Annotated in this window: 20 protein-coding genes and 1 other RNA gene; 7 read left to right on the top strand and 14 right to left on the bottom strand. The window is 59.9% G+C overall.

Annotated elements, in window-relative coordinates:
* Window positions 1-1,184 precede the first annotated feature (1,184 nt).
* Together K315_RS09815 and K315_RS0100245 are read left to right on the top strand one after the other, a co-directional pair.
* Complete coding sequence (locus K315_RS09815) at window positions 1,185-1,388, top strand: hypothetical protein (RefSeq protein ID WP_052316518.1); 204 nt, start codon at window positions 1,185-1,187, stop codon at window positions 1,386-1,388.
* Between the two features lie 94 nt (window positions 1,389-1,482).
* On the top strand, window positions 1,483-1,929 hold the full coding sequence (locus K315_RS0100245; RefSeq protein ID WP_029575676.1) for an SMI1/KNR4 family protein: 447 nt from the start codon (window positions 1,483-1,485) through the stop codon (window positions 1,927-1,929).
* 1,136 nt (window positions 1,930-3,065) lie between these two features.
* Here the strand turns inward: K315_RS0100245 and K315_RS0100240 are convergent.
* Both K315_RS0100240 and dtd read right to left on the bottom strand, forming a co-directional pair.
* Entirely contained in the window at window positions 3,066-3,359 is a 294-nt protein-coding gene (locus K315_RS0100240; RefSeq protein ID WP_029575675.1) for a hypothetical protein, read from the bottom strand.
* 96 nt (window positions 3,360-3,455) lie between these two features.
* Complete coding sequence (gene dtd / locus K315_RS0100235; RefSeq protein ID WP_029575674.1) at window positions 3,456-3,938, bottom strand: D-aminoacyl-tRNA deacylase; 483 nt, start codon at window positions 3,936-3,938, stop codon at window positions 3,456-3,458.
* Window positions 3,939-4,121: 183 nt separating this feature from the next.
* On the opposite strand from dtd, the gene ssrA reads away from it, so the two are divergent.
* From ssrA to K315_RS09810, 4 genes are all read left to right on the top strand, one after another.
* Window positions 4,122-4,517: a transfer-messenger RNA gene (gene ssrA, locus K315_RS10085) on the top strand.
* 198 nt (window positions 4,518-4,715) lie between these two features.
* Window positions 4,716-4,892: a hypothetical protein gene (locus K315_RS10295; RefSeq protein WP_155804607.1), complete on the top strand. Its 177-nt coding sequence runs from the start codon at window positions 4,716-4,718 to the stop codon at window positions 4,890-4,892.
* Window positions 4,889-5,083: a hypothetical protein gene (locus tag K315_RS0100225; RefSeq protein ID WP_029575673.1), complete on the top strand. Its 195-nt coding sequence runs from the start codon at window positions 4,889-4,891 to the stop codon at window positions 5,081-5,083. The genes K315_RS10295 and K315_RS0100225 overlap by 4 nt, the downstream gene beginning before the upstream one ends.
* Before the next feature lie 504 nt (window positions 5,084-5,587).
* The gene (locus K315_RS09810) at window positions 5,588-6,682 is read left to right on the top strand and encodes a 3'-5' exonuclease (RefSeq protein WP_029575672.1); all 1,095 of its coding nucleotides are present in this window, start codon (window positions 5,588-5,590) and stop codon (window positions 6,680-6,682) included.
* 435 nt (window positions 6,683-7,117) lie between these two features.
* On the opposite strand, the gene K315_RS0100215 is transcribed toward K315_RS09810, so the two are convergent.
* The 12 genes from K315_RS0100215 to mraZ all read right to left on the bottom strand — a co-directional run bounded on the left by K315_RS0100215 (window position 7,118) and on the right by mraZ (window position 22,517).
* Complete coding sequence (locus K315_RS0100215; protein ID WP_029575671.1) at window positions 7,118-7,981, bottom strand: cell division protein FtsQ/DivIB; 864 nt, start codon at window positions 7,979-7,981, stop codon at window positions 7,118-7,120.
* A 781-nt stretch (window positions 7,982-8,762) separates the two neighbouring features.
* Entirely contained in the window at window positions 8,763-10,319 is a 1,557-nt protein-coding gene (gene murC / locus K315_RS0100205; protein ID WP_033521142.1) for a UDP-N-acetylmuramate--L-alanine ligase, read from the bottom strand.
* A gap of 97 nt (window positions 10,320-10,416) precedes the next feature.
* Window positions 10,417-11,586 carry a UDP-N-acetylglucosamine--N-acetylmuramyl-(pentapeptide) pyrophosphoryl-undecaprenol N-acetylglucosamine transferase gene (locus K315_RS0100200; RefSeq protein ID WP_029575669.1) on the bottom strand — a complete coding sequence of 390 codons (1,170 nt, stop codon included), beginning with the start codon at window positions 11,584-11,586 and terminating at the stop codon, window positions 10,417-10,419.
* Between the two features lie 186 nt (window positions 11,587-11,772).
* Window positions 11,773-13,326, bottom strand: coding sequence for a peptidoglycan glycosyltransferase FtsW (locus K315_RS09015; protein ID WP_029575668.1), 1,554 nt, complete (start codon window positions 13,324-13,326; stop codon window positions 11,773-11,775).
* Entirely contained in the window at window positions 13,313-14,797 is a 1,485-nt protein-coding gene (murD, locus tag K315_RS0100190) for a UDP-N-acetylmuramoyl-L-alanine--D-glutamate ligase (protein ID WP_044085825.1), read from the bottom strand. The genes K315_RS09015 and murD overlap by 14 nt, the downstream gene beginning before the upstream one ends.
* A gap of 78 nt (window positions 14,798-14,875) precedes the next feature.
* Complete coding sequence (gene mraY, locus K315_RS0100185; protein WP_029575666.1) at window positions 14,876-15,979, bottom strand: phospho-N-acetylmuramoyl-pentapeptide-transferase; 1,104 nt, start codon at window positions 15,977-15,979, stop codon at window positions 14,876-14,878.
* Between the two features lie 24 nt (window positions 15,980-16,003).
* A complete protein-coding gene (locus K315_RS0100180; protein ID WP_029575665.1) occupies window positions 16,004-17,500 on the bottom strand; it encodes a UDP-N-acetylmuramoyl-tripeptide--D-alanyl-D-alanine ligase in 1,497 nt (498 codons plus the stop codon).
* Window positions 17,501-17,682: 182 nt separating this feature from the next.
* A complete protein-coding gene (locus K315_RS0100175) occupies window positions 17,683-18,576 on the bottom strand; it encodes a hypothetical protein (protein ID WP_029575664.1) in 894 nt (297 codons plus the stop codon).
* A gap of 76 nt (window positions 18,577-18,652) precedes the next feature.
* On the bottom strand, window positions 18,653-20,449 hold the full coding sequence (locus K315_RS0100170; protein ID WP_029575663.1) for a peptidoglycan D,D-transpeptidase FtsI family protein: 1,797 nt from the start codon (window positions 20,447-20,449) through the stop codon (window positions 18,653-18,655).
* 1 nt (window position 20,450) lies between these two features.
* On the bottom strand, window positions 20,451-20,912 hold the full coding sequence (gene ftsL, locus K315_RS0100165; protein ID WP_029575662.1) for a cell division protein FtsL: 462 nt from the start codon (window positions 20,910-20,912) through the stop codon (window positions 20,451-20,453).
* Window positions 20,912-22,051, bottom strand: a complete 1,140-nt coding sequence (rsmH, locus tag K315_RS0100160) for a 16S rRNA (cytosine(1402)-N(4))-methyltransferase RsmH (protein WP_029575661.1) — start codon at window positions 22,049-22,051, stop codon at window positions 20,912-20,914. Before rsmH ends, ftsL begins: the two co-directional genes overlap by 1 nt.
* 7 nt (window positions 22,052-22,058) lie before the next feature.
* A complete protein-coding gene (mraZ, locus tag K315_RS09010; RefSeq protein ID WP_044085896.1) occupies window positions 22,059-22,517 on the bottom strand; it encodes a division/cell wall cluster transcriptional repressor MraZ in 459 nt (152 codons plus the stop codon).
* Between the two features lie 1,613 nt (window positions 22,518-24,130).
* Between mraZ and K315_RS0100150 the strand changes: the two genes are divergently transcribed.
* Window positions 24,131-26,410, top strand: a complete 2,280-nt coding sequence (locus K315_RS0100150) for a HelD family protein (RefSeq protein ID WP_029575659.1) — start codon at window positions 24,131-24,133, stop codon at window positions 26,408-26,410.
* The last annotated feature ends 9 nt before the right edge of the window (window positions 26,411-26,419 follow it).

The raw sequence follows: 26,419 nt of genomic DNA, 5'->3' as shown, positions 1-26,419 counted from the left end.
CTCAACATTTCAACTCACGCTCCCCATACGGGGAGCGATGGCGAAAATGAAATATTAAATCCACCATGTGGACACGTTCCCATATCGCCATATTTAGAATACCGCGCGCAAGACAAACTTAGAACACTTTGTCATTTTTCAAACCGCCGTGAAGTCGAAATACTCGATTCATGCCCTAATAGTACACGAAATAAGGTGCGAGCATGCCCAACGCATGATGAGAACTATCGGTTCGCACCAAACGATAAGTTTCTATACATTATTCATTATCATCTACTTCTTATTTTTAAAGGGTGCAACATGAAGGCGTATAGGGACAAAGTTATTGCTTTACACATTCCATTTCGTTGCGTATGTGGTGACATACTCAACCGGGTGGAAGCACATGGGAACGACCAGATTGCCGGGCATCTGCCGGCTCGTTGTTTGTGTTCAATTAGATGTGGACGGTTTCGTCACTTTTTCTGAACAGTCGTGGCGTTCATTTTGGACGGTGTGGTCGGTTGCGGAATAGGGCACCGATGCCGTCCGGTTTCCTGATAGATTCCCGGGTGCCGGTAACCGTTTTCAAGGTTCCCGTGAGGAAAGAGATTGACGACATCGATGCTTATACAACAGCGTACCAGGCAGTTGGAAGGACAGGGCATGATCCGTTTTCTAATTTGCAGCGCAACACCGCTCGGAATCGCCAGTTGCGGTTGATTGTACTGAATCCACATTGGGCAGGCATCCCCTTGGCGGCGAGTCGTTCCATCCGCCCACTCCACGATTGAGCCGGCATGAAGACATCCGAGGACTCTCAATAGCGTGCAATTAATCCGTCGGGTGATTTCGTCGAGCCCCTCCTGCGTCCATGTCATTCAGCATACACTTTGGTCAAACAGCAGCGGACAATCCCGTTTTCAAAGTGCCAGTGCAACACCTCGGCTAGGGTCGTGGGTTGAAAGAAAACAGCAAGCCCTAGAAAGGTGTTGCACTGATGCCCGTCCTACAAGCCCTGACTGCTGCGGGCTGGTCATGATCGACAGGCTCCGTTTCCGCGATCACCGGACGATCCGCCAGATCACGGAGGTAATCGGGGCGGTCCGTCCACTGTCAGCCGCGAGTTGAGGCGCAACCTGTGGAACCCATCCAATGAGAACCGCAACGACATGATCCGCCGCTAGCTGCCCAAGGGCATAAGCATGGACGACCTGGCCCAGGACGAGCACGACGAGATCACCCGACGGATCAACGACACGCCCCTGAAGGTCCTCGGATGGCTCACGCCGTCAGAGGCATGGGACGAGCAGATGGAACGACTCGCCGCCAAAGGCACACTCGTCCCCGGGCACCCCGTACAATCAACCCCAACCCACAACCCAAGGCAGTGTTGCACTTCAAACTAGAAAACGGGATGACGTCTGGAACGACATCGCTCATGTACCATTGGAAGCGTTACGTAATCCTAATCTGATTCGTTGCGTCTTGAGGAGAGCAGACATGGTCGCAGAGGAAGGCTTCACCGACAGGGAGAGGATGCGGGTGCAGCAAATCGCCGCGGATCTGGCGCAGCTGGATGGGACGCAGCTGAATCCCGGTGCGACCGATGCGAAGATTTCCGAATTCGAGCACAGCAATGGCGTTGTGCTTCCCGTGTCGTTCAGAAGCTTGCTGGAAATCAGCGACGGCGGGCGTCTGTTCTTTCCGGAGGGCATCGAGCTGTATGGCGTCGTCCATCCGCCGCTGCTGGAGCTCGATGATCCTTATACGCCCGAGGGCGGCTGGCTTGTCGTCGGAATGATGCCGGATACCGACCTCGTGCTTGTGAGTCTGAAGGGTGAGGCGACGGTGGTCTATAACCGTGAAGGTGGCACTTTCGACGATGCCGTACGCTATGGGGACTTCCTTGCCTTCCTCGAAGACATCCTTCGCCAATGGAGTGATTAGCGGTTGGTCTGCCGCGTATCCCAGCCAGGAACCTCGCGCGGGGTGAGCGCTGCGTCATGTCGAGTCTTGCCGGCGTGGGTTTGTGCCCTGTGTGGTGGGTTGCACGGGGATTGTGATGGAGCCCGGGCGATGGCCGGGTTGCATCACAATCGGAGAGTCGAAGGGGTTCGGTAATGCACGGGGCTGCTCCCAAATAACATTCGATACACGGCGGGACTGTTCGCCGTGCCGGCATTCGGAGTGTGTTCCTGCGTCTGGTGGCGGGCGCGGCCGCCTCACCAAGATAACAGCCGTTCACTCAGATGCGGCCGCCGCCCGTTTTCTAGTTTGAGGTGCAACACCGCTCGGAATCGTCAGTTGCGGTTGATTGTACTGAATCCACCTTGGACAGGCATCCCCTTGACGGTGAGTCGTTTCATCTGCTCGCCCCACGATTGAGCCGGCATGAAGACATCCGAGGACTTTCAAATAGCGTGCAATTGACCAGCCGGGTGATTTCGTCGACCCCCTCCTGCGTCCATGTCACTCGGGCATACACTTTGAGCAAACAGCAGCGGACAATAGACCACTGCGGTTCGTGTTGCCACCCACCAGCACGAGCTACGCGAATCGTCATAAAGTCAACCTACCCACCGGTTCGTCAACCGGTCGGCGAAGCACGGACTAGCTGCCATTGTTTCACGCACGGCCTTAGCAGCGAGTGCGTCATCAGGTTCCACGACGAATCCACAGGAACACCCGGTCACTGATGAAATAACGACAACACCCTCACGAACCGGCAGATTATCCAATCCTCCACGGAAACGGAGCCTGCCGACTACAATCAGGTTGCTTGCCGTCAGGCGGCAGTGATACGGCATCAGCACAACATCTTCCCGGGGCCAGAAATCATTCCCTCAACCCACAACCCCTGACCGGGGATATCACACTTTCACGTTGAAACGGGAAGTTTGGCCAGCATGCGAATATCTGATATCCTTTGATATCCTTCAGCTAGAGCCCGTCTCGATATCACCTGTAGGTGGTACCGAGACGGACTGTTTTCTCCCCAGCATGAGCATGCCATCGCATTGTGTCGGACCGAGTAATGGAAAAGCCGCCAGAAGGCGGCTAGAGACATTGGTTCTGCAGGTTATTTATCCTGCATGCTTGGGGCGGATCATCGCGGCGTACTTGTCAGGCAACGCGATACGCTTCATTATGCCGAGGACATCCAGGAACTCCGGGTTGCCGACATTGAAGTACTTCCACTCGCCGTCGGACTTGTGGACGATGACGGACACGCCGAACCTATTCCTCGGTTCGTCTTCCGTCCACCCATGAGATTGAATGTTGAAGACCCAGCCGCCGGAATAGACAAAGGCATCGGAGAGCACGGCACCGTTGAATCCGGATAAGGCGATATCGCACGCCTGCTCGTATGTGACCATCTACGTCGCCTCCTCGCATAGCTCGCGGATGACCGGGATATTCATCTCGCAATCATCGATTCTCAATCATAGCCGCCAACTCAGACGCCTTAGCCCCTACTCCCCCAACACCTCCTCCGTATCCACTACCAGCGTCACCGGCCCATCGTTGACCAACGACACCCGCATGTGCGCGCCGAATCGTCCTTCTTTGACGGTGAGTCCTTGCGCACGCAACGCTTCGTTGAACGCGAGCCAAACGCGTCTGGCGTGTTCGGGCTCGCCGGCGGCGATGAAGCTCGGCCGGTTGCCTTTGCGGATGTTGCCGTAGAGCGTGAATTGGGAGATGGAGAGGATTTCGCCGTCATGTTGCGTGATCGACTCGTTCATGCGGCCATCCGCATCCTCGAATACGCGCAGCCGGGCGATTTTGCCGGCGAGCCAGTCGATTTCCCGCTGGCTGTCCGCATCCGCGACGCCGACGAGCAGCACATACCCCGTACCGGTGGTTTGCTTGACGAACGTCGGATCGACGCTGTTCGTGGAGGGGTCGATCACGTCGACGCTGGCTTCGCTTACCCGTTGCAATACGATTCTCATACGGCCACTCTATCTCGCAGCCATGGCGGGATGTCACGTCCGTGCGGTGTATTGCTTGGTTTCGGCGTTCCGCTCGTCTGCCCGTTGGCACCATTTCCCGTTCGGCTCGCGGCAGATTTGAGCCAAGCACCGATATGTCGTATACTGAAAGTCCGGTCTAATCCGGGGTTTGATAATTCAAAAGGGGCTGATCGGTTTCGACGGTGACCTGTTCGTCGCAGGGAAGCGTGCCGAGAACGCGGAGTCCACTCGTGATGCCCTCCGCGAACAAATAAGTGCTAAATCTAACCGCACTGAGTTTGCTCTCGCTGCCTGAGCTTCGCGCCAGGATTAACCAGTGAGCAGCCGCTCCGTTCACTCCCCCTCGTCTTCGGGGAGATGTTGAGCGTCGTTTAGGAGACTTGCTCCGGCTACTGCACCGCAGGGTGGCTGGGGGACTTTTTCTGCGGATATGCTCGCCATCAGTTGTCTGCGACATCGATGGGGGCAGAAAAACCGCCGCACGGCCAGCAGACTACGCACGTAGAAGACTGAGGGTACGGTCACCGGACCGGGGTTCGATTCCCCGCAGCTCCACTGAACAACGAACGCCATTCCGCAAGGGATGGCGTTTTTTGTTGGTATTGCAACGGTTACGGGCGGTCGGTGACGGAGCCGGCGCACCGGGGCTTGATGGTGTCTGGTAGTGTTTTTGTGGTAGATGAGTGGTAAAAAGAGTGGTAAGCATCACCGATGCGGGAAAGTGACGTTTTACCACTCATCCCGACAGGAGACATCATGGGCAAGAAGAACATGTACCTGGGAATCGCATGCGCCGTGTTCGCCGTGGCGAGCGCCGCCGCGTGCCTGTTCGGGCGGACGCCGATGGCCGTCACGTTCGCGCTGTGCGCGGGAATCGACGGGTTCTTCGCCGGCTGGGGCCGTTACAACACGGGTAAGGAGGAAGGCGAATGACCGCAAAGCATTACCTCGGGTGGACCGGGTTCGCGGCGCGTGTCGGCATGAAACCGGGAGCGCTCGGCAAATACAAGCTGCCGGAGCCGGACGTGGTCGTCGGCGACATCCGCTGGTGGAGCGAACAGACCATTGACGAGTGGAATGCGGCACGCCCCGGACATAGCGGCAGGCCGCGCAAGACCGCGTAACAACGCAGAAACGCCCCGCACTCCTCGATATGAGGGTGCGGGGCATTTCGTTATTAGGGGAACATCACGAGAAAACAGTGGGTTACGGGTTATCCAGCCAACGCGCGAGTCCAGCGACAGGCAGGTAGGAACCGGAATCATTGTTCGGCCCTCCATGCGCATCCCGCATACCGTGACATGCGCAGCTCATCAAACCTCACCGGAAAGCGGCTGTACTGGCTTCATCGGTCGTTCTACGCATGCCCGGGCATACATCACCCGACATTTCTGGTCCCAGACAAGGTGGAATGCCCCTCATCCAGCACGAAACGTATGCCAAGACATGCGCACGATGCAGCCATGCCTATCAAAGTAGCTGGCAGAGCCGTTGACGTCTAGACTCCCCCTCCTGCCCGAAGACCGTGTCTGATTGTCACGATACGGTGTGTACGTTTGCACAGGAATCGCACTGTGATCGCAACGATGGTTACGCCGGTCACAGTGCGATGATTGGAAGGGCTGGTCATGAGTGCTCTTGGGCTTCGCGCGTCGCATCGTCATGGACGTCATGCCGCCGACAGGGGCATGTCGACGGCTAATCCGATTGAGCAACTGTGGTCATTCGTCGCTGCAGCCGGCAACGCCGATGCCGTCGTGTTCGATACAGAGACCACCGGCATCGGCGACGACGCCCGCATCATCGAAATCGGGGCGCTGCTGATCGGCGACGACGCCCCAATCTACGAGTACGACCAGCTGATTCAGCCTCCCACCAGACTGCCAGCAGGCATCACGGAACTGACCGGCATCACCGAGTCCGATCTCGCCGACCAGCCTGACGCCGGATTCGTCATTCCCCAGTTCCTGACCGCAATCCGCCCGTTGCCGCTTATCGGGCATAACGTATCGTTCGATATCAGGATGCTGAATATTGAGGGCGGCCTGCTGGGCTGCCGCGAAGTTTCCAACGATTCTCTCGATACGATGACCATGTCCCGCCGCATGTTCCCCAACGCTCCCAGCTGCTCGTTGCAAGAAGTAATGCGACTGCTCGATATCAATGAAATCGAAGAGCATCGTGCAATCTCGGATGCCCGGCAGACATGGCAATGTTTTCAGCAGCTTAAACACATGAAAGATCCGGTGGTGCTGTCCGACGATGAAGCCGAAGAGTCGCGCCGTCGTCATGCCATGACAAAGCGACGCCGCACCAACGCCTATATGCGCAGCTCGTACCTAAGCAACCGGAACACCACTCCGGTCAACCCGAAGCCTGACGGCATGGTAATCGACCAGTTTGTGAGCGGTGTCACCGTTTCCGGTGACACCGTGCATCAGGACGTGCTCAGCCGATACGGGTATGACGCGTGGCTGTGGGTGACAGTCAGCCATGGCATCATTGAATCCGGCAAGAACACCGGGCATCCGACGCTGTGCGTTGCGCTTGACGGTGTTGAAATCGGGCGGATTCCCGCGCTCCAGGAAGAACGGCATCGCGGTCAGGTCCCGCCACAAGGCGCGGTGATGGTGGCACACATCCCCAATTCGAAGGCCGACCGGGAAAGCGGCATATACCGTCTTCGGCTCCAGATGCCCGCTGAAAACAGTCGGGAGGACTGAACCGGGCAGGCCGGACTTGCCGGACCGCGAATCGACGAGTCGTGTATGCCGTGGCATGCGCAACCGCGGTCCCATTGCGCATGCCACATCAATCGTGCAGGCTGGTGACAATCTGTGCATGTCACCGCATGCAAAACCTGTCACATCCTCATCAAACCAATCTTTCCGACGGCGGAAATGACAAGTTATGCATGTCCCCGCATGCACGATCCGTAGCATGCTTGGCCAATCAAGCTGCACCGGCCGGCAAACTGCACGTCGCGTATACCGTTACATACGTAACCCGGCGTATCCCACCAGACAGGTCCGCCGACTTGGGGATTACATCGCATCCTGTATGCCGTCGGCAAACCGGCAGCATCCATGACGGCCAGCACCTGCCACACCAGTGACGCCGCACCGGTGACACCGCATGCCCGCGAGCCAGCCCGCCGGCTACTTAATCATCGGCCGCAGCGGCGCCGAGACGTCCACTGAATGCTTGTCCCCAATCACATTCGGGTCGTTGATGATCTTGTCGACCACGGCTTTCTTGAGTTTCATCTGCGAGGCATTTCCCCAGATGATTGTGTAGTTGCCGTTGTCTAGCTCGGTGGTGACGGAATCCTGCGTCTGCGCGGTGACTTTGCTCACCCGCGCCCGCATCGCGTCGGACAGTGAATCCACGACTTTCACCGCAGTCACCACGGACCGGCTCTTCAGGCTTTTGGTTACATCGTTTACTTCGATGACCGGAATGCCGTCGGTCGAGGCGTTTTTCACGGAGTTCAGCACCCGACCTTTGCCGTCGACCGCGGTCAGCGAACCGTCGGGCGTTTTCAGCATTGCGGCCGGCTCCTGCGCGCTAATGGCGACCTGCATGCCGTGCGGGTATTGTTTCGTCGCCGTCGCCTTGCTGACACCAGGAATGGCAGCAAGTTGCGTTTCGATGTCATTGGTCGACACCAGAAGCAAGGATTTCCCTGCCTGAGCCGAGGCGATGGACTCCACTTTGCTGCCGCTGACCCATTCGTTGGCCCCGGACACGGTGATTTGCGCAGAGTCAAGCCGCAACAAGGGCGAGAAGAACAGCGCCCACACGACACCCACGACAGCTGCTATGGACACAATGGTGATTGCCACGCGTTTGACGACCATCAGCGTGTTGACATGCCGACGTTCCTTGACACGCGCGTTGAAATCCACGACTTTTGGCCGCGCGGCGACACCCAACGGCCCGGTGCTTTCCCTCAGCGTTTTGGCGACCAAGTCCTCACTTTGCAACGCTCTGGCATCCACGAATCCAGTCGCTCTGGACACACCAGTTCCGGACGTACCCGTGCCAGACACACCGCCGACGGAGACTCTCCTTCCGCGTCGCGTTGGACTTACAAGATCAGAACCACTCCCCTGTTCGCCGCCATCCGAGGATTTGTTCAGCCTGTTGCGCTTCGCCGAACTCGCCACACGGCCTTGTTTCGGGGTCCCACCCTTCTTGGAGGCAGCATCCGAATCCGCGTTCTTGCGCCTGTTTCGGGACACGATCGCGCGCAACGACCGCTCCCGGCGGCTCGTGGCAGGCTCCGCGGCATTGCCTGCATTACTGGATTTGCCGACAACGTCTGCATTGTCCGATGACGATGGACGTCGTTCAGGTACGGTGGCGCGTCCGGATGCTACGGAACGACCCGACGACCCGCGGTCTGAGGCGGCGCGGCCGGAAGCCGCTCTGCGAGATACTGGCTTGGATGAGTTCGCATCCCTGGCACCGCCGTATGACATACCGGGGATGGACGGACCCGGCACACTCCGGGATTGCCTTGCGACGCGCGGAAAAGTACCGCTCGACGATATCCGGGCATCTCGTGACAAGTTGTCTGACGGCATCTTGTTTCCTGATGCGGCGTTTCCTGATGCTATACTCCCCGCTGCCGCGTTCCCTGTCACCCTTTTCGATGCCGCGGTATCGGCTCCGGATCCAGCACGCCCAGCGCCGGGTTGAACACGACCTGCGACAGAACGCGGTTCGCGCCCGGTGTGTTGCCGCCCGTCATGCGATGACCCGCCGACAGACCCGCTTCGTGCCACGCGTCCTGGCATATCAATCCCCGCAGTTCTCGCGGTGCGCCTCGAGCGCGTGCAACAGCACCGGTCCCATGGCGGTGATATCGCCTGCCCCCACGGTGAAGACCACATCGCCGTGATGCGCGCGCATCGCCATCATCAGCGCCGCGGTATGCATGTCGTCAACCGCACGAATCCAGTCCGTCGGCTCATGGTCGATCCCCTTGGCGGCATCGACGATGGTCTGCGCGGTGATATCAGGGAAATCCTCCTGCTTTTCTCGCGCCGGGTAAATACCGGTCACAATGACATCATCAGCGAGTGCCAACGCCTCAGCGAACTCGCGTGCGAAGAATTTGGTGCGAGAGAACAAATGCGGCTGGAACAGTACGCGGATGACGGCATCCGGGTAGCGCCGACGCGCCGCGTTGAGCAGCGCGGTGATTTCGGTGGGGTGATGCGCGTAATCGTCCACGACGGTGACTTGCTTCTCGCATCCGCGCACTTGGAAGCGGCGGGATGCGCCGAGGAAGCTTCCCGCGGCTTGCGCGGCGGCATCGGGGTCCATGCCCAGCAGCGTGGCGGCGATGATTGCGGCGGTCGCGTTGCGGGCGTTATGGATGCCTGGAATCTTAAGGCTGACGGGGATGGCGTGTGTCTCTCCGGTGAGCGCGGCGGGCATGTCGATAGTGAACCGTTCCTCACCGTCACCGGCCTGCTCGCTTTCTGAGGTGATGGTGACGATGGCGGCGCCTGCGGCCTGAGCTACGGCGTCGAGCACCATCTGCGCGCTGTGCGTGGTGTAGATGACCGTGCGATGCATGACCGAATCATCAAGGCCGCGCAGCACGTCGAGCGCACCCGGGTCGTCGGCGGTCATGACGATATGCCCTCGCGCGTGCGATGCGTAGGCGACGAAGGCCTCACAATAGCGCTCTGGCGTGCCGTAATGGTCAAGATGATCCGCTTCGGCGTTGGTGATGATGGCGATGGCGGGCTGGTATTTGGCGAAACTGCCGTCCGACTCGTCGGCTTCTGCGACGAGGATGCGCCCGGTGCCGGCATGTCCGCCGTCAAGGGTCTGGCCGTCGGGGCCTTGGATGGTGCCGCCAATCGCGTAACTGGGATCAGCCAGGTCACCGGTGCCTGCGTGCACGAGGATATGAGACAGCAGCGAACTGGTGGTGGTTTTGCCGTGTGCACCGGCTACGGCGACCGCATCATGATGGTTCATGAGCAGTGCGAGGATATCGCTGCGATGCACGATATGCGAGCCTTGGGCCGCCGCGGCGACGATCTCCGGATTGTCCGGCTTGATGGCGCTGGAATACACCACGGTTGACGCGCCACGCACATTGTCCGCCCGCTGGCCGATCGCAACCTGAATGCCGAGGGCTTCGAGCCGTTCGGTTTTCGCGTTGCGCTCCCTGTCCGAGCCGGTGACATTCACACCCTGCTCATGCAGCATTTCAGCGAGGACACTCATGCCCGCTCCCCCAATGCCGATGAAGTGGGTTGTTCCCAAATCGCTGACTTGCTGGTCTTCAGTGAAGGCCGCAACAGTCGGGTCAAGCACGATAGGCTCTGTATTCATGATGGAAGGCACTGCTTTCTCTTGGTTGCTGTCCCTATTATGGCATGATTATGCGTGATGATGGCGTAGCGGGCTGTACACCGGTGGCGTCCCTCACCTATCGGCGCGCCGCCGCGAGGCTGAGGATGTGCCGGGCCATGATGTCGGCCGCGTCACGGATGCCATACTGCCAGGCGTGGTCGCCGAGCTCGTGCAAACGTTGCGGATCATCCAGCAGTCCGGCGATATGGTCGTGCACCCATGCAGCGGTGAAATCGCTGTCATTGACCATCATGCCGCCGTCCGCGTCGACAACTGGCTGCGCATTGAAGCGCTGCTCGCCGTTGCCGATCGGCAACGGAACGTAGATTGCGGGCAGTCCAAGCGCGGTCAGTTCGCATACCGTGCCGGCCCCCGCCCGGCAAATCACCAAATCGGCGCATGCGAAGGCCAAATCGATGCGTTCTAAGTATTGCGCGACATGATAATCGCCCTGCCCGGCGTGGGCCGGATCAAGGTCGTTCAAGGCGTCCGCCCCGGCCTTGGCTGTCACCTCGGCTTCGACCTGCGCGATTTTGCCTTTGCCGGTCAAATGGATGACCTGCGCACGCTTCAGCAGGTCGGCTGCCGCACCGGCGACCGCCGTGTTGAGGCTCAACGCGCCAAGCGAACCACCGGTGACCACGACGACCGGACGACCGGGGTCAATGCCCAGCTGTGCGGCAGCCTGCGCACGCACCGCAGGATAGTCGGTTCTGATGCGAGCAGCGAGCTGCGCGATGGCGGGGCGCAACGGCAGGCCGACCCGCTCAATCGTGGTTCCTTTGCCAGGCTGCAAGCCGGTGTTTTCGTATGCCGTGCCGATAAAGGACGCCCATTTGGCGCCGAGCTTGTTGGCCATGCCCGCTCGGGCGTTTTGTTCGTGGATCACCACGGGGATGCCCATCGCGTGGGCTACAGAATACACGGGTGCGGAGGCGTACCCGCCGAAACCGACGACGACCTGCGCTTGTCGGCGCTCCAGAATCGCACGTACCTTGCGCTTTTCACGGCTCCACCGCCACGGGAAGGTGAGCGCGTCCTTGTTCGGGCGGCGCGGGAACGGGACTTTTTCCACCGTATCCAGTTCGTAGCCTGCCTGCGGGACGAGATCGTGCTCGAGTCCGACCGCCGTGCCGATGACGCTCAGCCCGGCATCGGGTTCAATCCTCCGGATGGCGTCCGCGACGGACAGCAGCGGGTTCACGTGTCCGGCGGTGCCGCCGCCGGCCAATACGATATTCGTCATGCTTTCAGCTCACCTCGTGGGTTGCCTTATGGTCCTGTACAGTACTGGTCTTGATGCCGCGGATACCACACGCGGCCATCTCCACTACTCTACCGCTCAGATTGCCCGCCGCTACAAGTTCGCTCGTCGGAGCCTTAAAAGTGACGCTCCCGCATCCGCGCGCCGGCGTCGGGCATGGCCTCACCATTAGGAATTGAGCGGGTTGGTCGCCGAAGCAATCTGCGTCTCCTGGCGCATCATGCTGATGGCCACACCAGCTGCTGTCAGACACATGATCAATGACGAGCCGCCCGCCGACACGAACGGCATCGGCACGCCCATCACCGGCAACAGGCCGATAACGACCATGATGTTGATAATCGCCTGGCCGACGATCCACACCGCGATGGAAACCAACGCAATCGAAGTGTACCGGTCCTTGGATTGCAGGGCGATGCATGCGAGGCACCATCCGATCAGCACGAACATGATGATGATAACGATTGCGCCGACAAAGCCAAGTTCCTCGCCGATGATCGCGAAAATGAAATCGTTGTGCGCTTCCGGCAAGTAGTTCCATTTCTCGCGGGAGTTGCCCAGCCCGACTCCGGCGAAACCACCTGATGCGAGCGCGTATTTCGCGTGGATGCTCTGATAGCAGGTGCCTTGCATTTGTGTGGTATCGCATGAGGTGTACGCCGAAAGCACACGAGCGAGACGGTTCGGGCTTTGGATGACCAGCACTCCGGCGAGCACTGCGACCACGGCACCCATGATGCCGAACCACGATTTCGGCATGCCGCCGAGCAGCAGTGCAATAAGGCCGATGATGAGAATGACCATATCGGTGCCCATATCGCGGCCGAGCATAACAAGTGCGCAGCAGATGATCAGCATAATGATTGGCACGGCGTACGGCCGGTGATCTTTATCGGTGCTGCGTTGTTGGGCAATAACCACGCCGAGCGGCATCCACAGGCATACCGCGAGTTTCATGAACTCGGCTGGCTGCATAGTGAATATGCCGAGGTTGACCCATCCGGTGTTGCCCTGATAGTTGACGCCCAGCGGTGACATGGTCAGCAGCTGAAATCCCCATGCAATGATGAGAATCACGCCGGAACACCGGCGGTAGGCGAGAGCTTTCAAGCGTGACGCGCCGAAGCAGAGCACCAGACCGATCAGACAGAATTTGCCTTGGGTCAGCGCCTGCGACCACGGGCTTTTCCCGCTGGAGATATTGCTGATAACCGAGCTGGAGAAGACCATGACCGCGCCAAGGAAGGTGAGGAACATGACTGCGCCGATAAAGCAGTGGTAGCACCATAGGGGGCTTTTGAGCATACGGATGCCGTGGGCGTCGCCGGTGGTGCTTGGGTCGATGACCGGCTTGCATGCCGCGGTGTCTTTTTCCACCGCCATAATGCGCTGGGGAAGCACACTGTCTTTGGCTTGTTCCCACAAGCGGTGACGCGTCTGCGGGTCTTTAGCGCTTTTGGACTTGGGCGTCCCGGACGGGATGGCCCGACGATTGCGCGCTGTCACTGCCGTCTTACCGCGGTATGGCTCGGCGCTGGCACCGTCTGCCGGCTTGCGAGACGGCCGCCGGGACGCCCGCTGAGCGGGTTGCGACCCGGTCGGGGCAAGAATGTCGAAAACCTCAGCTCCGCGGGTGTCATCCCGCCGCTGCCTGGGAAACACGGTGGACTGGGCTGTGCGCCCCTTACGTTCGCCGCGTCGCTTGGGGTCAGTGCTCGCCATGCGCATCAACCTGATGTTGTGCGGACCACTGTTGCGCCGAGCGGGCAAACTGGTCGCCGCGGTCCGCATACGAACGGAATTGGTCCATGGAAGCGCAGGCAGGCGCCATGAGCACGATGTCACCGGCCTTGGCGTACGCCCCCGCAGCCTCGACGGCACGCTGCATGACCGTGGACGCGTCGGCAGGGTCGATGAGGGTGAGAGGAATATCAGGTGCTGAAGTCTTGAACGCGTCAATCATCGGCTCCTGGTCCACGCCGATAATCACGGCCGCCTTGATGGTTTTGGCCTGGTCGCGCACCAACTGCTCGAACCGGGCGCCTTTGGCAAGTCCGCCGGCGATCCACACCACGGATTTCGGGGCGAAGCTGGACAGGGAGGCATGCGCGGCATGCGCGTTCGTTGCCTTGGAATCGTCGACGAAGCGGATGTCGCCGCCCTCCACGTGAGCGGTCGCGACCCTCTGGATGCGATGTCCACCGGGAGCGAAGGACCGCAGCGCATCCAAAGCCGTATTAAGGTCTGCTCCCGCTCCGAGCACCAGCGCAAGGGCAGTCAACGCGTCGGCAAGCAGATGCGGGTAGACCGTACCGTCCGGTTCGCACAAATGACTGAATTCGGTGATTTTAGCCACTCGATACGCGACACCCGGCACCGCTCCGGCGACACCACTGCGGTCGGCAATCCACCCCTCGTCCACGCCGATCTGCCCCTCTTCAGGCGCATGGAGGGTGAATCCAATCCTGCGGCAACCCGGCGCGGTCTGCGCGGCATGGGCCAAAGCGGTCACCCGAGCGTCGTCAGCATTGTAGACGAGCGCTTTGCGTGCCCGGTGGAAGACCTTGCTTTTGTCCGCAGCATAGTTTTCGATGCCGCCATGCCAGTCAAGATGGTCGTCGGCGATATTCGTGATGGCCGCGCACTCCAGCGCCAAGGAATCCGTGAAATGCAGCTGGAACGAGCTTAATTCGACGCACAACACGTCGTTGTCAGGATCGACTGCGGCATGCGAGACGGCTTTGCCGATGTTCCCGACCGCAGGCGCGGTGAGCCCGCACGCCGTGAGCATGGCCGACGTCATTTCGGTGGTCGAGGTTTTGCCGTTGGTGCCGGTGATGCCGATCCACGGCGCCGGGCTGCCGGTACGGCGGGAATCGACCCGTAGCCTCCAGGCGAGCTCGACTTCGGAGTATACGGGGATGCCGCGGCGCTGCGCCTCAAGAATGAACGGGGTTCTCGGTGTGAACACCGGCGAGGTCATCACCAGATCGATACGGTCCCAATCGATATCGTCGAAGGAATGCAGATCGGCTTCGGGCTTGTGCTCGTCCACGCTGATCACCGACTTGGCACGCCCTTTGAGGACTTCGACCATACTGCGGCCGGATACACCAAGCCCCGCGACCAGGGCCGTCTTGTCGGCGATCGATGCGCCGCCGTTACCTGTCTCGCCGCTCAATTCGTCGTTCATGTCATCTCTTTTCCGCGCTTGCGCGCAATCCGCAGGTTTTCGACACGACCCTAACGCCTTCCGGTTACGGGACGCAGGCTACAGCAACAATCCGGAACGGGCCACCCAATCGCCATAGAAGATCATGATGGCGACCAACGTGAACAGCAGTTCGATCATCCAGAAGCGGACGACGACCTTGCCCTCGCTCCAGCCGAGCAATTCGAAATGATGGTGAATCGGGGCCATCTTGAACACGCGCTTGTGGGTGAGTTTGAAGCAGCTGACCTGGATGACGTCGGACATGACCTCAATCACGAACAGGCCACCCAGAATAATCGCAAGGAACTCCGTGTGCGTGGCGATTGACAACGCGGAGAACAGGCCACCCAACGCAAGGGAGCCGGTGTCACCCATGAAGATTGTGGCCGGATTGGAGTTGTACCACAGGAAACCGAAGCATGCGACCGCCGCGCATACGGCGATGATGGACAGGTCAAGCGGGTCGGATACCGCATATGCATACCCCTCATGACCGGCACCCTTGAGATGGTAGTACTCCCAGTAGGCGATAATCGCATACCCGGCGAAGGCGATCATCGATGAGCCGGATGCCAAGCCGTCCAGACCGTCAGTCAGGTTCACAGCGTTCGTCCACGCCGTCATGAGGAAATTCACCCAGATGATGAGCAGGATCATCGCACCGACTTTTCCGGCGGATTCAAAGTTCCAGAATGGCTTCTCGATGAAGCTCATACCGGCCTGCGCGCTCGGAAAACCTGATTTCGTGGGGATGATCAGCGCGAGCACCGCGTAGCAGGTCGCAAAGATGAACTGGCCGATGAATTTGGCGTGCACCGACAATCCGAGGTTCTGCTTCTTGCGGACCTTGGCGAAATCATCAATGAACCCGAGCAGGCCCATCGACACCATGGCGAACAGCACCAGCACCGCGGACCATGATGGCACCGAGCCGCCCGTGCAGAAGCGGTAGATCGCGGAAGCGCCCCACCCGAGCACAATGGCAAGAACAATGATCAGCCCGCCCATGGTGGGGGTACCGCGTTTGACCTGATGCGATTTCGGGCCGTCCTGCCGGATGTACTGGCCGTAATGCAGCTTGTGCACGGTGTTGATTAGCACTGGAGTGCCGAAGAACACGACCAGCAGCGAAACCACGATGCCGATGATTAGCGAAATCACTGTCTACTCCACTTCCTGCGCGACTCACAGAGCCTTATCGGACCAACGTTCAGCCAATGCGCTCAGCCCGGCAACATGCGACCCCTTGAGCAGCACCACCGTGTCCGGATGGTGCGCCGCGGCGGCCACAACACGGCGATCGGCCTCGGCTGTGTCATGTACCCAGTGTATCGGGACGTCGGCACGGCCGGATGTTTCAAGGTACTCGCGGGCACCTTGGGACATGGCTTCGGCGAGCGCGTCGAAATGCTTGTCTGTGGCACTGCCGACCGCAATCAACTCATCGACGCCGTGGCTCAATGCATATTCGCCGATGCCGCGGTGTTGTTCGCGTTCACTGTCCCCCAGCTCGAGCATCGCCCCGAGCACGCCGATGCGGTACGGTTGCACAGCCTCCTTGGCATGCCATGCGGCCAGACCGTCGAGGCCGGCCTTCATGGAATCCGGGTTCGCGTTGAAGGAGTCGTCAATCAGGGTGAACGAGACTTCCCCACGACGGACGGTGGACACGGCCATGCGATGCGCGCTGATGCGCCGCACACTGCCGAGCACTTCAGCAACGCGTTCCAGCGGCATGCCACACCGGCGTGCGACCGTCGCGGCGGCGAGCGCATTGACCACATTATGACGACCTGTGATGCCCAGCGTCACCGGGGCGGTGCGCCCGTCGGCATCGACCAGAGTGAAGGACGGATGGCCCAAATCGTCAAGAGTCACGTCACGGGCGGTGATTTTCGGCGTGGAAGCGTCCTTCCGGACGTCCTCGATGCCGAACCACAGCACATCGGCTGGGGCGATGGCCTGCATCGCAGCCACATGCACGTCACCCGCGTTGAGTACGGCGGTGCCATCGGGCACCAGGCCACGCACGATTTCGCTTTTCGCCTGTGCAATGCGCTCCGGCGAACCGAATTCGCCGAGATGCGCCACGCCGACCTTGAGAACAACGGCGATGTCAGGCGGAGCGATCGTGGTCAGGTGCGCGATCTCCCCCACATGGTTCGCGCCCATTTCAACGACTAGGAACCGGGTGTTCCTGCCGACTTTGAGGGCGGTCAGCGGCAGACCAATCTCATTATTGAACGATCCCACCGGTGCAATGGTCGGTCCCATGTCTTCCAGCAAAGCGTGCAGCAGGTCCTTGGTGGTGGTTTTGCCTACCGAACCAGTAATCCCCACGATGGTGAAATCGCCTTTCACCTTGCGACGGGCCGCAAGGTTGTAGGCGGCGAGACGCCCCAACGCTTCGACGCAATCATGGACAAGGATTTGGGCGACCGTCGCATCCACGATATGCTCGACGATGGCCGCCACAGCACCGTTTTGGGCCGCCTTTCCCACGAAATCATGGCCGTCCACATGCTCACCGGGAATCGCCACAAATACCGACCCGGCGCCCGTCTGACGCGAATCGCTGACCACTGCGGGTTCGAACGGCCCCTGCGGCACCTGCACCTGGCCGGGTACCACCAGCTTGCCGTCCACGGCGTCGGCGATCTGTTCAAGGGTCACCGGCATCATGCCCGTCTCCTGTGTCATCTTTCGTTCCTTCCTGCTCGTCTGCACGAGTTGTTCCCTGCACATGTCTTTATTGTCCGTCTACGACACGCCGACTATGGCAATGCTGTCAAATCATCCGACCTCGAAAAACCATGCATACTGCCACATGTATCGGTGCAGTGTCCATATCTCGCCACTGCCATTCACTGCATCTCGCTCGATACGCGCAATGCGTTGCGGATATTGGATTTGCGCACGCCGGCGGCCATAACCATCGCGATGGATAGGCTCAGTCTCGACGCATCGCCGACGCCGGCCGACCCATCAACCGCTTCAGCGGCGATTTCATCGGTTTCAGCGTCACGCTGATAAATCATCTGGTTGTTGCCTTCCAGGGACAGGCCGTAGCGCTGCGTCCAATCAGCCAATGTCGTCTTGAGCAAGGTGGGCGTCAACGCATCGCAGCTGCCGGCGACATCAACACTGGTACCTTCGAGCGCGTGATCCGCAAGGGTACCCGGTTCAAGGGCGATGATGACTGCAGCTGCACCGTCTTCGGCGCATACCGCCATCGTGTGTTGAATATCGTAGATGTCAAGCGGATAGGACAGGTTGAGCTGCCGTTCCAGCGATGATGAGCCGGCGGCGTTGACCTGTCCGACGGGATTGCCAAGCATATGCAGGAATGTGGCGAGGCGGATGGCTGTAGCCTGCACCTCATCGCCGTCCTGCCCACCGACCGCGAATACCGCTAGCGCGCGGGACGGCTCCCCCGCGATTGAAGCCGCAAGGGCACCGATTTGTTCGGGCGTCGGCTGCGCAATGATCACCGGATATCCAGCCTGCCTGCCCACCTGCTCGCTCGTGTGGGGAACGATAGCCGCATACGCGCCGCGAGTATGGGCAATGTGCAAGGTCTCTGCATCCACATCCTGCAACGGGGTGAACAGCGCTCCAGGCATAATCGAATCGATATCACTGCTGATTGAAGTGATGGTTACACTGCCAGCGAATTGGGGAACGAGCTCGAAACCGTAACGCGAGCAGATGTCACCCAGCGTCATCCGCCGTCCTACGGCCTCAGTCACCACGCTCATCACACGCCCCTTTCTGTTGGTATGCCCTGTTGTTTGCACAGTACCGTCGGACAGACCGAATGCCGTACCATGCCGGTCACCACGTCACCGGGATAGCATCGGTACGCGGCGTGGATGCCGGCACCTGATACTTCTGCATAAGGAATTCACCGATGGTCTTGAAGATTGGGCCAGCCGTCATACCACCATAAGTGCCTTCCGGGTCCTTGAGGATGACAGTGACCACGAACCGCGGATTGTCGGCGGGGAGCACACCTACCCAGTCGGCGACGATCGACGTAAGTGCCCCGTTGGAACCGGCGACTTGCGCGGTGCCGGTTTTCGCCGCGATGCGGTACCCGCTGATACCGGCCTGCGCCTGGTAGTATTCACCGACCGACTCCATGGCGTTGAGCATCTCGCTGGCCACGGATTCATCGATGACCCGGGTCGCTTCACCGCGTTTCGGTGTTGTAGTCCGCCCATCGGCGTCCGTCACGGATTTGATGATGTACTGCTGGTTTTTCACACCCTTATTGGCGATGGTCGCAATCGCGTTTGTGATCTGCAGGGCATTGGTCGAGTAGCCTTGGCCGAACAGCACGGTGTTGCGGGTACGGCCGTCCCAGGTACTCGCGCTGGTCAGCGAACCGCTGGACTCTCCCGGCAGATTCAATCCGCTGGCCTGACCGATGCCGAATTTCTTCAGGAACTCATAGCGTTCCTCGCTGGTGTACTGGTCGGCAGCCATGATCATGCCTACGTTCGAGGACTGTTGCAGAATACCGGCGAGCGTCCAATTGGTCGTAGCATGCTCGTGCGAATCCTTGTATGGCTGCCCGTCAACGGTGATGGTGCTCGGCACGCTGAATTGGTCGGTCATCTTGTGTAGACCAAGCTGTAACATGCCCGCCATCGCGAACACCTTGCCGATCGAGCCAGGCTCGAAAGTCTGCGCGACGGCACGGGATGCGGTTTGCATCGCTTCGGTGCTGCCGGCCTCGATCTGGTCGGAATCATCAAGCGCGATGATCGCACCAGTCTGCACGTCCTGGACAACCGCTATACCCCACTGCGCGTGGTACTGGCTTACGCCGTCCGTCAGCGCCTTCTTGACATACCAATCCACATCGGAATCGATGGTGAGCTTGACATCCGAACCGTTGACGGCATCTTTCGAATCAACCAGCGTACCCGGAATCACCTGGCCGCCGCCGCCACTTTGATACTTTTTGGAGCCGTTGGTGCCGGTCAGGGTCTTGTCCTCAAGCAATTCGATACCACTGACGCCCTTACCGCTGCCGTCCACACCACCGAGCAACGAGCCCAGCAGCGCACCGTTGGAATACTCTCGGATGCTGGACAGTTCCGTGGTCACGTACCCGCCGATATTGAGCTTGTCGATTTTTCGTTTGACTTCCGGGGACACATTCTTCTTCAGCACCACGTACCGCAGATTGCTGCTGAGCTTTGCTCCCAAGGTTTTCGCATCCACGTCAATCACGCTGGACAGCAGTCGCGCGACGGCCGCCGCACCGGTCGTTCCCACCGGTTTGCCGTTGATGGAATGGCAATAGCCCTTGTTGCTCGTCGTGCAATCGGTCGGCTTGAACGACTGTGCAAGCACCGGGTCGCCGATGACATTGTAGCGTTCGACACTCTGTGCGAGCACCGTGCCGTTCGTGTCCTCGATCTTGCCGCGGTTGGCCTGAACCGTCACCGTTTTCGTACGATTCTCCTCGGCGGCCACGGCAAGTCCCTTGTCATTGACCAGTTGCAGAACCGTCAACTTGCCGACGCAAGCTGCGGACAACACGGCGAATGCCACCAGAACCAGCAGGCAGCGCGTACCGAACTGTCCAAGCGCATCGAAGAAACGCCTGATTCTTCGCATGTCATTTGCTCCCGTCGCTAGGTTGGTAGCCGTTCAAATCAATAGTGACGGAATCCTGCTGCGGAACCATACCCATATCCTGGGCCTTCTGCGGCAAGGACGCCTGTAATGAGTCGAGTTTTGTCTGGTCCGTCTGGATGTCCTGTTGGAGTTTTTCGATCTGCTGCTCAGTCTGCTGCGAATCGAACGAGTTTTCCGCCATCTGGGTACGCAGGGTCAATGACCCCACCGCAGTGGCGCCAAGGAACGCGAGAGCGATGCCCACCTGGATCACCGGAACAGTATGCGAGCGTGTCCATTCGATGAAGCTGCGTAACCGGTCTTGCGAGGACGAGGAGTCGGCCTGCTCGCTTTTGACTACATGCAGCTCCGGGCGCGCGGCTGCCCGACGCGTCTCTTGTTGACGCTCAGGATGACTGGCGGGAGACGCCTGTGAGCGGATTCTACGGGCGGAAGCTGCCATCATCCCCTCCTCGATCCATGGTCATGCCGGGTACCTTTCACGTGGATTGCACGGGTCGAATGGGTGAAATCGCCATGGGTGTCATTGCGACCATGGGCGTCAGTGCGGCCGCGCGAGGCACGCCGGTCACGGCCACCACCTTCGACCGCCATCTGTTCGAAGCGTTCACGCCACCGTTGGGGTAGTTCACGATTCAGCTCGACGGCACGCAGCCGTACCGACGCAGATCGCGGATTTTCGGCGATCTGCTGATCGTCGGCCATGACAGCACCTCGGGTCAGCGCGGTGAAGAACGGCTTCGCGTCATCGGGAATGACAGGCAGCCCCGCGGGCACGTCCGCTTCAAGACCGTGACGCATGAAGGATTTGACGGTCTTGTCCTCAAGCGAATGGTAGGACTCGACAACCAGTCTGCCGCCGACCGCCAGATGAATCGCGGCCTGTGGCAGGGTATGGGCGAGTTTGTCCAGTTCGCCGTTGACTTCGATGCGCAACGCCTGGAACACGCGCTTCGCCGGATTGCCGGCTGGGCGGTGCGCCTTGGGAACCACGCGGTCTACAAGGCGGTTGAGCTGGCCAGACGTCGTCAACGGTTCCTCCCCACGTTCCTGCACGATTGCGTGGGCAATCTGCCGGGCGAACCGCTCCTCGCCATAGGTCTTGAAAATGTGGACCAGGTCGCGCTCGTCGTATTGCGCAAGCACCTGGGCTGCCGTGAGTTCCTGCGTCACGTCCATGCGCATATCGAGCGGGGCGTCATGGGAGTAGGAAAAACCACGGTCCGTCTCGTCAATCTGCAAGCTGGAAAGACCCAGATCCATGAACACAGCCTGCACACTGCGCACGCCGAGATTGTCAAGAACCCGGTCAAATTCGTCGAATGCCGCATGCACCGGGGTGAACCGGTCATCCAAACCTTCTTCATGCATCCGCTGTGTGGCAAGGGACAACGCCTCGCTGTCACGGTCGATGCCAATCAGGCGGGCCTCGGGGGCTGCTTTGAGGAACGCACACGCGTGCCCAGCCAGGCCCAAGGTGCAATCGACGACAATGCTGCCGGGACGTTCAAGCGCCGGAGCGACGAGTCCTACGCATTCCTCAAGCAGGACCGGCTGGTGGATTTGAGAGAAATCAGTCATCGCGTCATCACCATTCCACACTCGGCAGCACATCGTCGGCGATATCGGAGTACCCCTGCTCGTTGTCGGCGAGATACTGCTCCCAAGCCTTCTTATCCCAGATTTCTGCGCGCGTGCCCACGCCGATTACGACGATATCGCTGCCAAGCTTGGCGTAATCGCGCAACATTTGTGGCACCAGCACCCTGCCCTGCTTGTCGGGGGTCTGATCGACGGCACCGGAAAGCAGAACACGCAGATATTCGCGCGCGGCCTTGTTACCCAATGACGTGTGCTGGATCTGCATGGCGACACGGCGGAATTCGGCCTGCGGGAACAGGTACACGCAGCGTTCCTGACCACGGGCCATAATCAGGCCCGGGCCGAGCTGGGTGCGGAACTTCGCGGGGAGCGCCATACGGCCTTTCGCGTCGATTTTCGGGGTGTACGTGCCCAAAAGCATGACTTCGCCGCTGTCTGTGGGCATGGGTGCGGCAGGTAAAGCCGAGTTGAGGGCGGGTGCGGGGGCGGAGACGAAGACGGGGCTGGTGGCGGACTGCGGCAGGGCCGCCTGCGGCTGCGTTTGCATGGTGCCTAGCGACTGCTGCGGGTACACAGCTTGCGCTTGCTGGGCTGCGGCAAGCTGGGCGGGCGCGGATATAGGCGACTGCGGGGCAAACGGCTGCTGGGTCAACGGCTGGCCGGCCATGGTTTGAGGCATGGCGACGTATTGCTGGGACTGCTGCTGGGCATAGGAGGCCGGGAACTGGGCGGGCGGCATGGACTGCTGGGTCGCGGCATACTGCTGCGGTGCGGCCTGCTGCGGCTGTGGGACGGCTTGGGATGGCTGAGCCGTCTGGGACTGCTGCGGCATGACAGCATAAGGGGTCATCGATTGATAGCCCTGAACTTGATATGCCGACGCAGACGACTGCTGGGCAGGCGGCATTTGCACGGCTGGCGATTGCGGCGCAGCGGTCTGCGACTGGGGTTGCTGAAGGAAGGCGGGCGGGACTTGCGACGCGGGATAACCGTTGGAAACATTTGCTGCAGCCGCGTCTGCGGCACCATTAGCGACACCGTTGATAGCGCTGGCTGGGGTGGTGGGTTGAGGCCAGTCCGATGAAGGTTGCGGGGTCGCCGAGGTTTGGTCGAGTGGCGGAATTTGGCCGGAAGTCTGGGATTCGGAGGGGGTCACCGGCTTGTCATCATCGCGCTGTTCTGCCATTGGACCCACCTCCTTTTGACCATGTTGTTTCGCGTCGCCACAGCTGACTCACCACTTTACCCCACAATTCACCAATTTTCCCCATCACGACACAAAAAACTCACGATATCGCGCTCAAACCGTTGCCATCATTCGAAAACCGGTTCGACACAGGCGTTTCGCTCGGAAATCCTGCCAATTCCCCGCTCGACCCCATCGCACTCAGATTACCGTTCGACAAGCGTCTCCCACATCAATCCCATATCTATGGTGATGCAATCACCATTTTTCCTACACACATTACGGATTGCGCTAGGGATTGATGCTTTTGCGGTGAATCATCCCTAAAATCGGCTGTATCGCCCATCTCTAAATGCAAGTCACCAGCTATGCGAGAGGAAATAACGCGAGGTCGCACAGCAAGCTGATAGCGCAGAGCGCGCCAACTGATCGCCTCAACCGCGTCGATGTCCCCACCGTGCGATCGCCAAGTCGCACGGCAGACAGATAACCCACTAATTGAAACCAGCTAGGCGCTCCACCTCCCCACGGTGCGATCGCAGAGTCGCACGCCGGGCAGATACACCCACAATCTGTCCAGCAAAGCGTTCCAACTCGTCATCATGTGAGGATTCACTCACACAACGCAGCTCGACGCGCCTCCACGCGCCAGCAGGCGGAGCCACGAAACGCAGCACCGGCGGCGGCACACCCCCATGTCGAAACCAGCACATCAGCAATCCGACGACACCCGACTGTTCGCCGCCCCACCAGCAACATCAAGCCCAGCTGAAAATCAGCGACCACAGGGGACAACGCAGGAACAACGTAGAAGCCTCGCGCTACACTGGAATGCCTGAATTGCAGCACCCGAAATGCAGAAACGGAACAGCATGACGACATACTCCTCCCAGCTTCACGAGGAACAGCAAGCGGTCACCCGCGCCTACAATCGGCTTGACGCACTGCGTGACCAAGCCCGGCAGCGTCTGGCGAAAGTACGTGCCGCGGGGTCGCACGGCTCGCCGACCCAGCGCACCGAACGTGATTCCTTCGCCACCATGTACGAGGATCGGCTGATGCAGCTGCGCGCAGTCGAGGATCGTCTGGTGTTCGGTCGTCTTGACGACGTGCACGGCAAACGCCGGTACATCGGCAGGATCGGCCTGTCCAGCGCCGACCATGAACCTATTCTCACCGATTGGCGTGCCGAAGCCGCCCGACCGTTCTATGAGGCGACCCCGTCGCATCATGGCGATATCGTCATGCGACGCCATATCACACTTCATTTCCGCGAGGTCGTCGGGGTTGAGGACGAGGTGCTCGACGTACACGCCGATCAGGTCGGTAAAGCCTCCGACGCCGGCACACTGACCGGCGAGGGCGCGCTACTCGCGTCGCTCAACTCGAAGCGTACCGGCAAGATGACCGATATCGTCGCCACCATTCAGGCGGAACAGGATCGCATCATCCGCGCGCCGCTCGACCGTGTGGTCATCGTTCAGGGCGGACCGGGAACCGGCAAAACCGCTGTCGCGCTGCATCGCGCCGCATATCTGCTGTATACGCACCGTCGCAGACTCGCCAATTCCGGCGTCCTGGTCATCGGCCCGAGTACAAGCTTCCTGCATTACATCGATCAGGTGCTCCCCTCACTCGGCGAGACCGGCGTGGTCAGCCGCACCATCGCCGACCTCATCCCCGGTGTCGTCGCGACACACGAGGATGACGCGAGAGCCGCCATGCTAAAAGGCGATTATCGCATGCGCCACGCGATCGAGCATGCAGTTGCTGCGCGTGAACGCGTTCCACAACGATTGCCTGTCGTTACGCTCAACGGTTTCAAAGTGCCCATGCTCCGTACGGATATTGAACAGGCGAGCGCCGACGCGAAACGTACACGCCAGCCACACAACAAGGCGCGTGAAACCTTCGTGCGCAGCATGCTCAGCGCGTTGTGCAACCGGTACGTCGAGCAACTCGATTATCAGCCGAATCAGGCAGAACTGTCCGACATCGTCTCGCAGTTGCGCATGAACGACCAGATCCGAATTACCCTGAACAAAGCATGGTTGCCGATGACCGGCGAATGGCTGATCGATCAGATGTTCGCCAAGCCGCACCAGCTGCGCGCATATGCCCCATGGCTGACGGACAGCGATATCCGCATTCTGACCAGGCCGAAAGGCTCTCCGCTGACCCGTTCCGACATCCCTCTGCTCGACGAGGCGTTGGAGCTGCTCGGCCCCGACCCCCGCCAAGCCGCACGGCAGGCGGCGCAGGACGCCAAGCGAGCCGAAGAGGAACAGTTCGCCAGCGATACGCTCGCACAGGCCGGCATCGGCACAGGTATCGTCACTTCGCAAATGCTGCTTGACAATATCAACGGCGGCGACGACGAACTCATCGCCCAGCATGCGGCAGCCGACCGAGAATGGACTTACGGGCATATCGTCGTCGATGAGGCGCAGGAACTGACCGCCATGGATTGGCGGATGCTCATCAGACGCTGTCCGTCGCGTTCGTTCACAATCGTCGGAGATGTCGCGCAAACCTCTGCACTCGGCGGCACACGCTCGTGGGCGAAAACCATGGATCGGCTGTTCGGGCCTGATCATTGGGATCTCAACGAATTGACCATCGATTACCGCAATCCGCAGGAAGTCTCCGACTTGGCCTCTGATTTCGCTCAGCGGGAGGGCCTGTATGTCTCGACGGTCAAGGCCGTTCGGCATGTAGACGATTCCGTCCGGCGCGTTCTTGTGCACTCCGATGCTGAGCTCAACGCAGATGTCGCCTCGCGCACGCTCGGCCTGGTCAAGGAGTTCATCAGCGATGACGGCACCGGACGTATCGCGGTCATCTGCTCCCCCGAGCGGCTTCCCGCCATGCAATCAACGGTCGACGACACGTTGCGCGATGGACTGCCCGAAGATCGCTACAAGCGGCTTGCGGAGCAGAGCAGTTGGGATCGACAGGTCATGGTGTGCACCACCGAGGAAGTCAAAGGCTTGGAATTCGACGCGGTCATTGTCGTCGAGCCCGGAGAGATCGAACAGACCGCACCTTCACGACTTGTTGCCGCCGCAGATTTGTACGTGGCGATGACACGTCCGACACAACGTCTGCTTATAGTGCGGAAAGAGGATGACGAACGTCAATTGATGATTTAAGGTAGTAGT

The organism is Bifidobacterium thermacidophilum subsp. thermacidophilum DSM 15837, from assembly GCF_000426425.1.
GTDB lineage: Bacteria > Actinomycetota > Actinomycetes > Actinomycetales > Bifidobacteriaceae > Bifidobacterium > Bifidobacterium thermacidophilum.
This window is presented reverse-complemented; position numbering and strand designations above follow the sequence as displayed.

Bases quoted from the DNA above. Each gene is read 5' to 3' on its own strand.
- mraZ (WP_044085896.1), bottom strand. From the start codon at position 22,517: ATGCCCACAGACAGCGGCGAAGTCATGCTTTTGGGCACGTACACCCCG.
- dtd (WP_029575674.1), bottom strand. From the start codon at position 3,938: ATGAGAATCGTATTGCAACGGGTAAGCGAAGCCAGCGTCGACGTGATC.
- K315_RS0100240 (WP_029575675.1), bottom strand. From the start codon at position 3,359: ATGGTCACATACGAGCAGGCGTGCGATATCGCCTTATCCGGATTCAAC.
- murD (WP_044085825.1), bottom strand. From the start codon at position 14,797: ATGAACGACGAATTGAGCGGCGAGACAGGTAACGGCGGCGCATCGATC.
- K315_RS0100245 (WP_029575676.1), top strand. From the start codon at position 1,483: ATGGTCGCAGAGGAAGGCTTCACCGACAGGGAGAGGATGCGGGTGCAG.
- K315_RS09810 (WP_029575672.1), top strand. From the start codon at position 5,588: ATGAGTGCTCTTGGGCTTCGCGCGTCGCATCGTCATGGACGTCATGCC.
- rsmH (WP_029575661.1), bottom strand. From the start codon at position 22,051: ATGACTGATTTCTCTCAAATCCACCAGCCGGTCCTGCTTGAGGAATGC.
- K315_RS09815 (WP_052316518.1), top strand. From the start codon at position 1,185: ATGGACGACCTGGCCCAGGACGAGCACGACGAGATCACCCGACGGATC.
- K315_RS0100200 (WP_029575669.1), bottom strand. From the start codon at position 11,586: ATGACGAATATCGTATTGGCCGGCGGCGGCACCGCCGGACACGTGAAC.
- K315_RS0100175 (WP_029575664.1), bottom strand. From the start codon at position 18,576: ATGAGCGTGGTGACTGAGGCCGTAGGACGGCGGATGACGCTGGGTGAC.
- K315_RS10295 (WP_155804607.1), top strand. From the start codon at position 4,716: ATGGGCAAGAAGAACATGTACCTGGGAATCGCATGCGCCGTGTTCGCC.
- K315_RS09015 (WP_029575668.1), bottom strand. From the start codon at position 13,326: ATGGCGAGCACTGACCCCAAGCGACGCGGCGAACGTAAGGGGCGCACA.
- K315_RS0100150 (WP_029575659.1), top strand. From the start codon at position 24,131: ATGACGACATACTCCTCCCAGCTTCACGAGGAACAGCAAGCGGTCACC.
- ftsL (WP_029575662.1), bottom strand. From the start codon at position 20,912: ATGGCAGCTTCCGCCCGTAGAATCCGCTCACAGGCGTCTCCCGCCAGT.
- K315_RS0100225 (WP_029575673.1), top strand. From the start codon at position 4,889: ATGACCGCAAAGCATTACCTCGGGTGGACCGGGTTCGCGGCGCGTGTC.
- murC (WP_033521142.1), bottom strand. From the start codon at position 10,319: ATGAATACAGAGCCTATCGTGCTTGACCCGACTGTTGCGGCCTTCACT.
- K315_RS0100180 (WP_029575665.1), bottom strand. From the start codon at position 17,500: ATGATGCCGGTGACCCTTGAACAGATCGCCGACGCCGTGGACGGCAAG.
- K315_RS0100170 (WP_029575663.1), bottom strand. From the start codon at position 20,449: ATGCGAAGAATCAGGCGTTTCTTCGATGCGCTTGGACAGTTCGGTACG.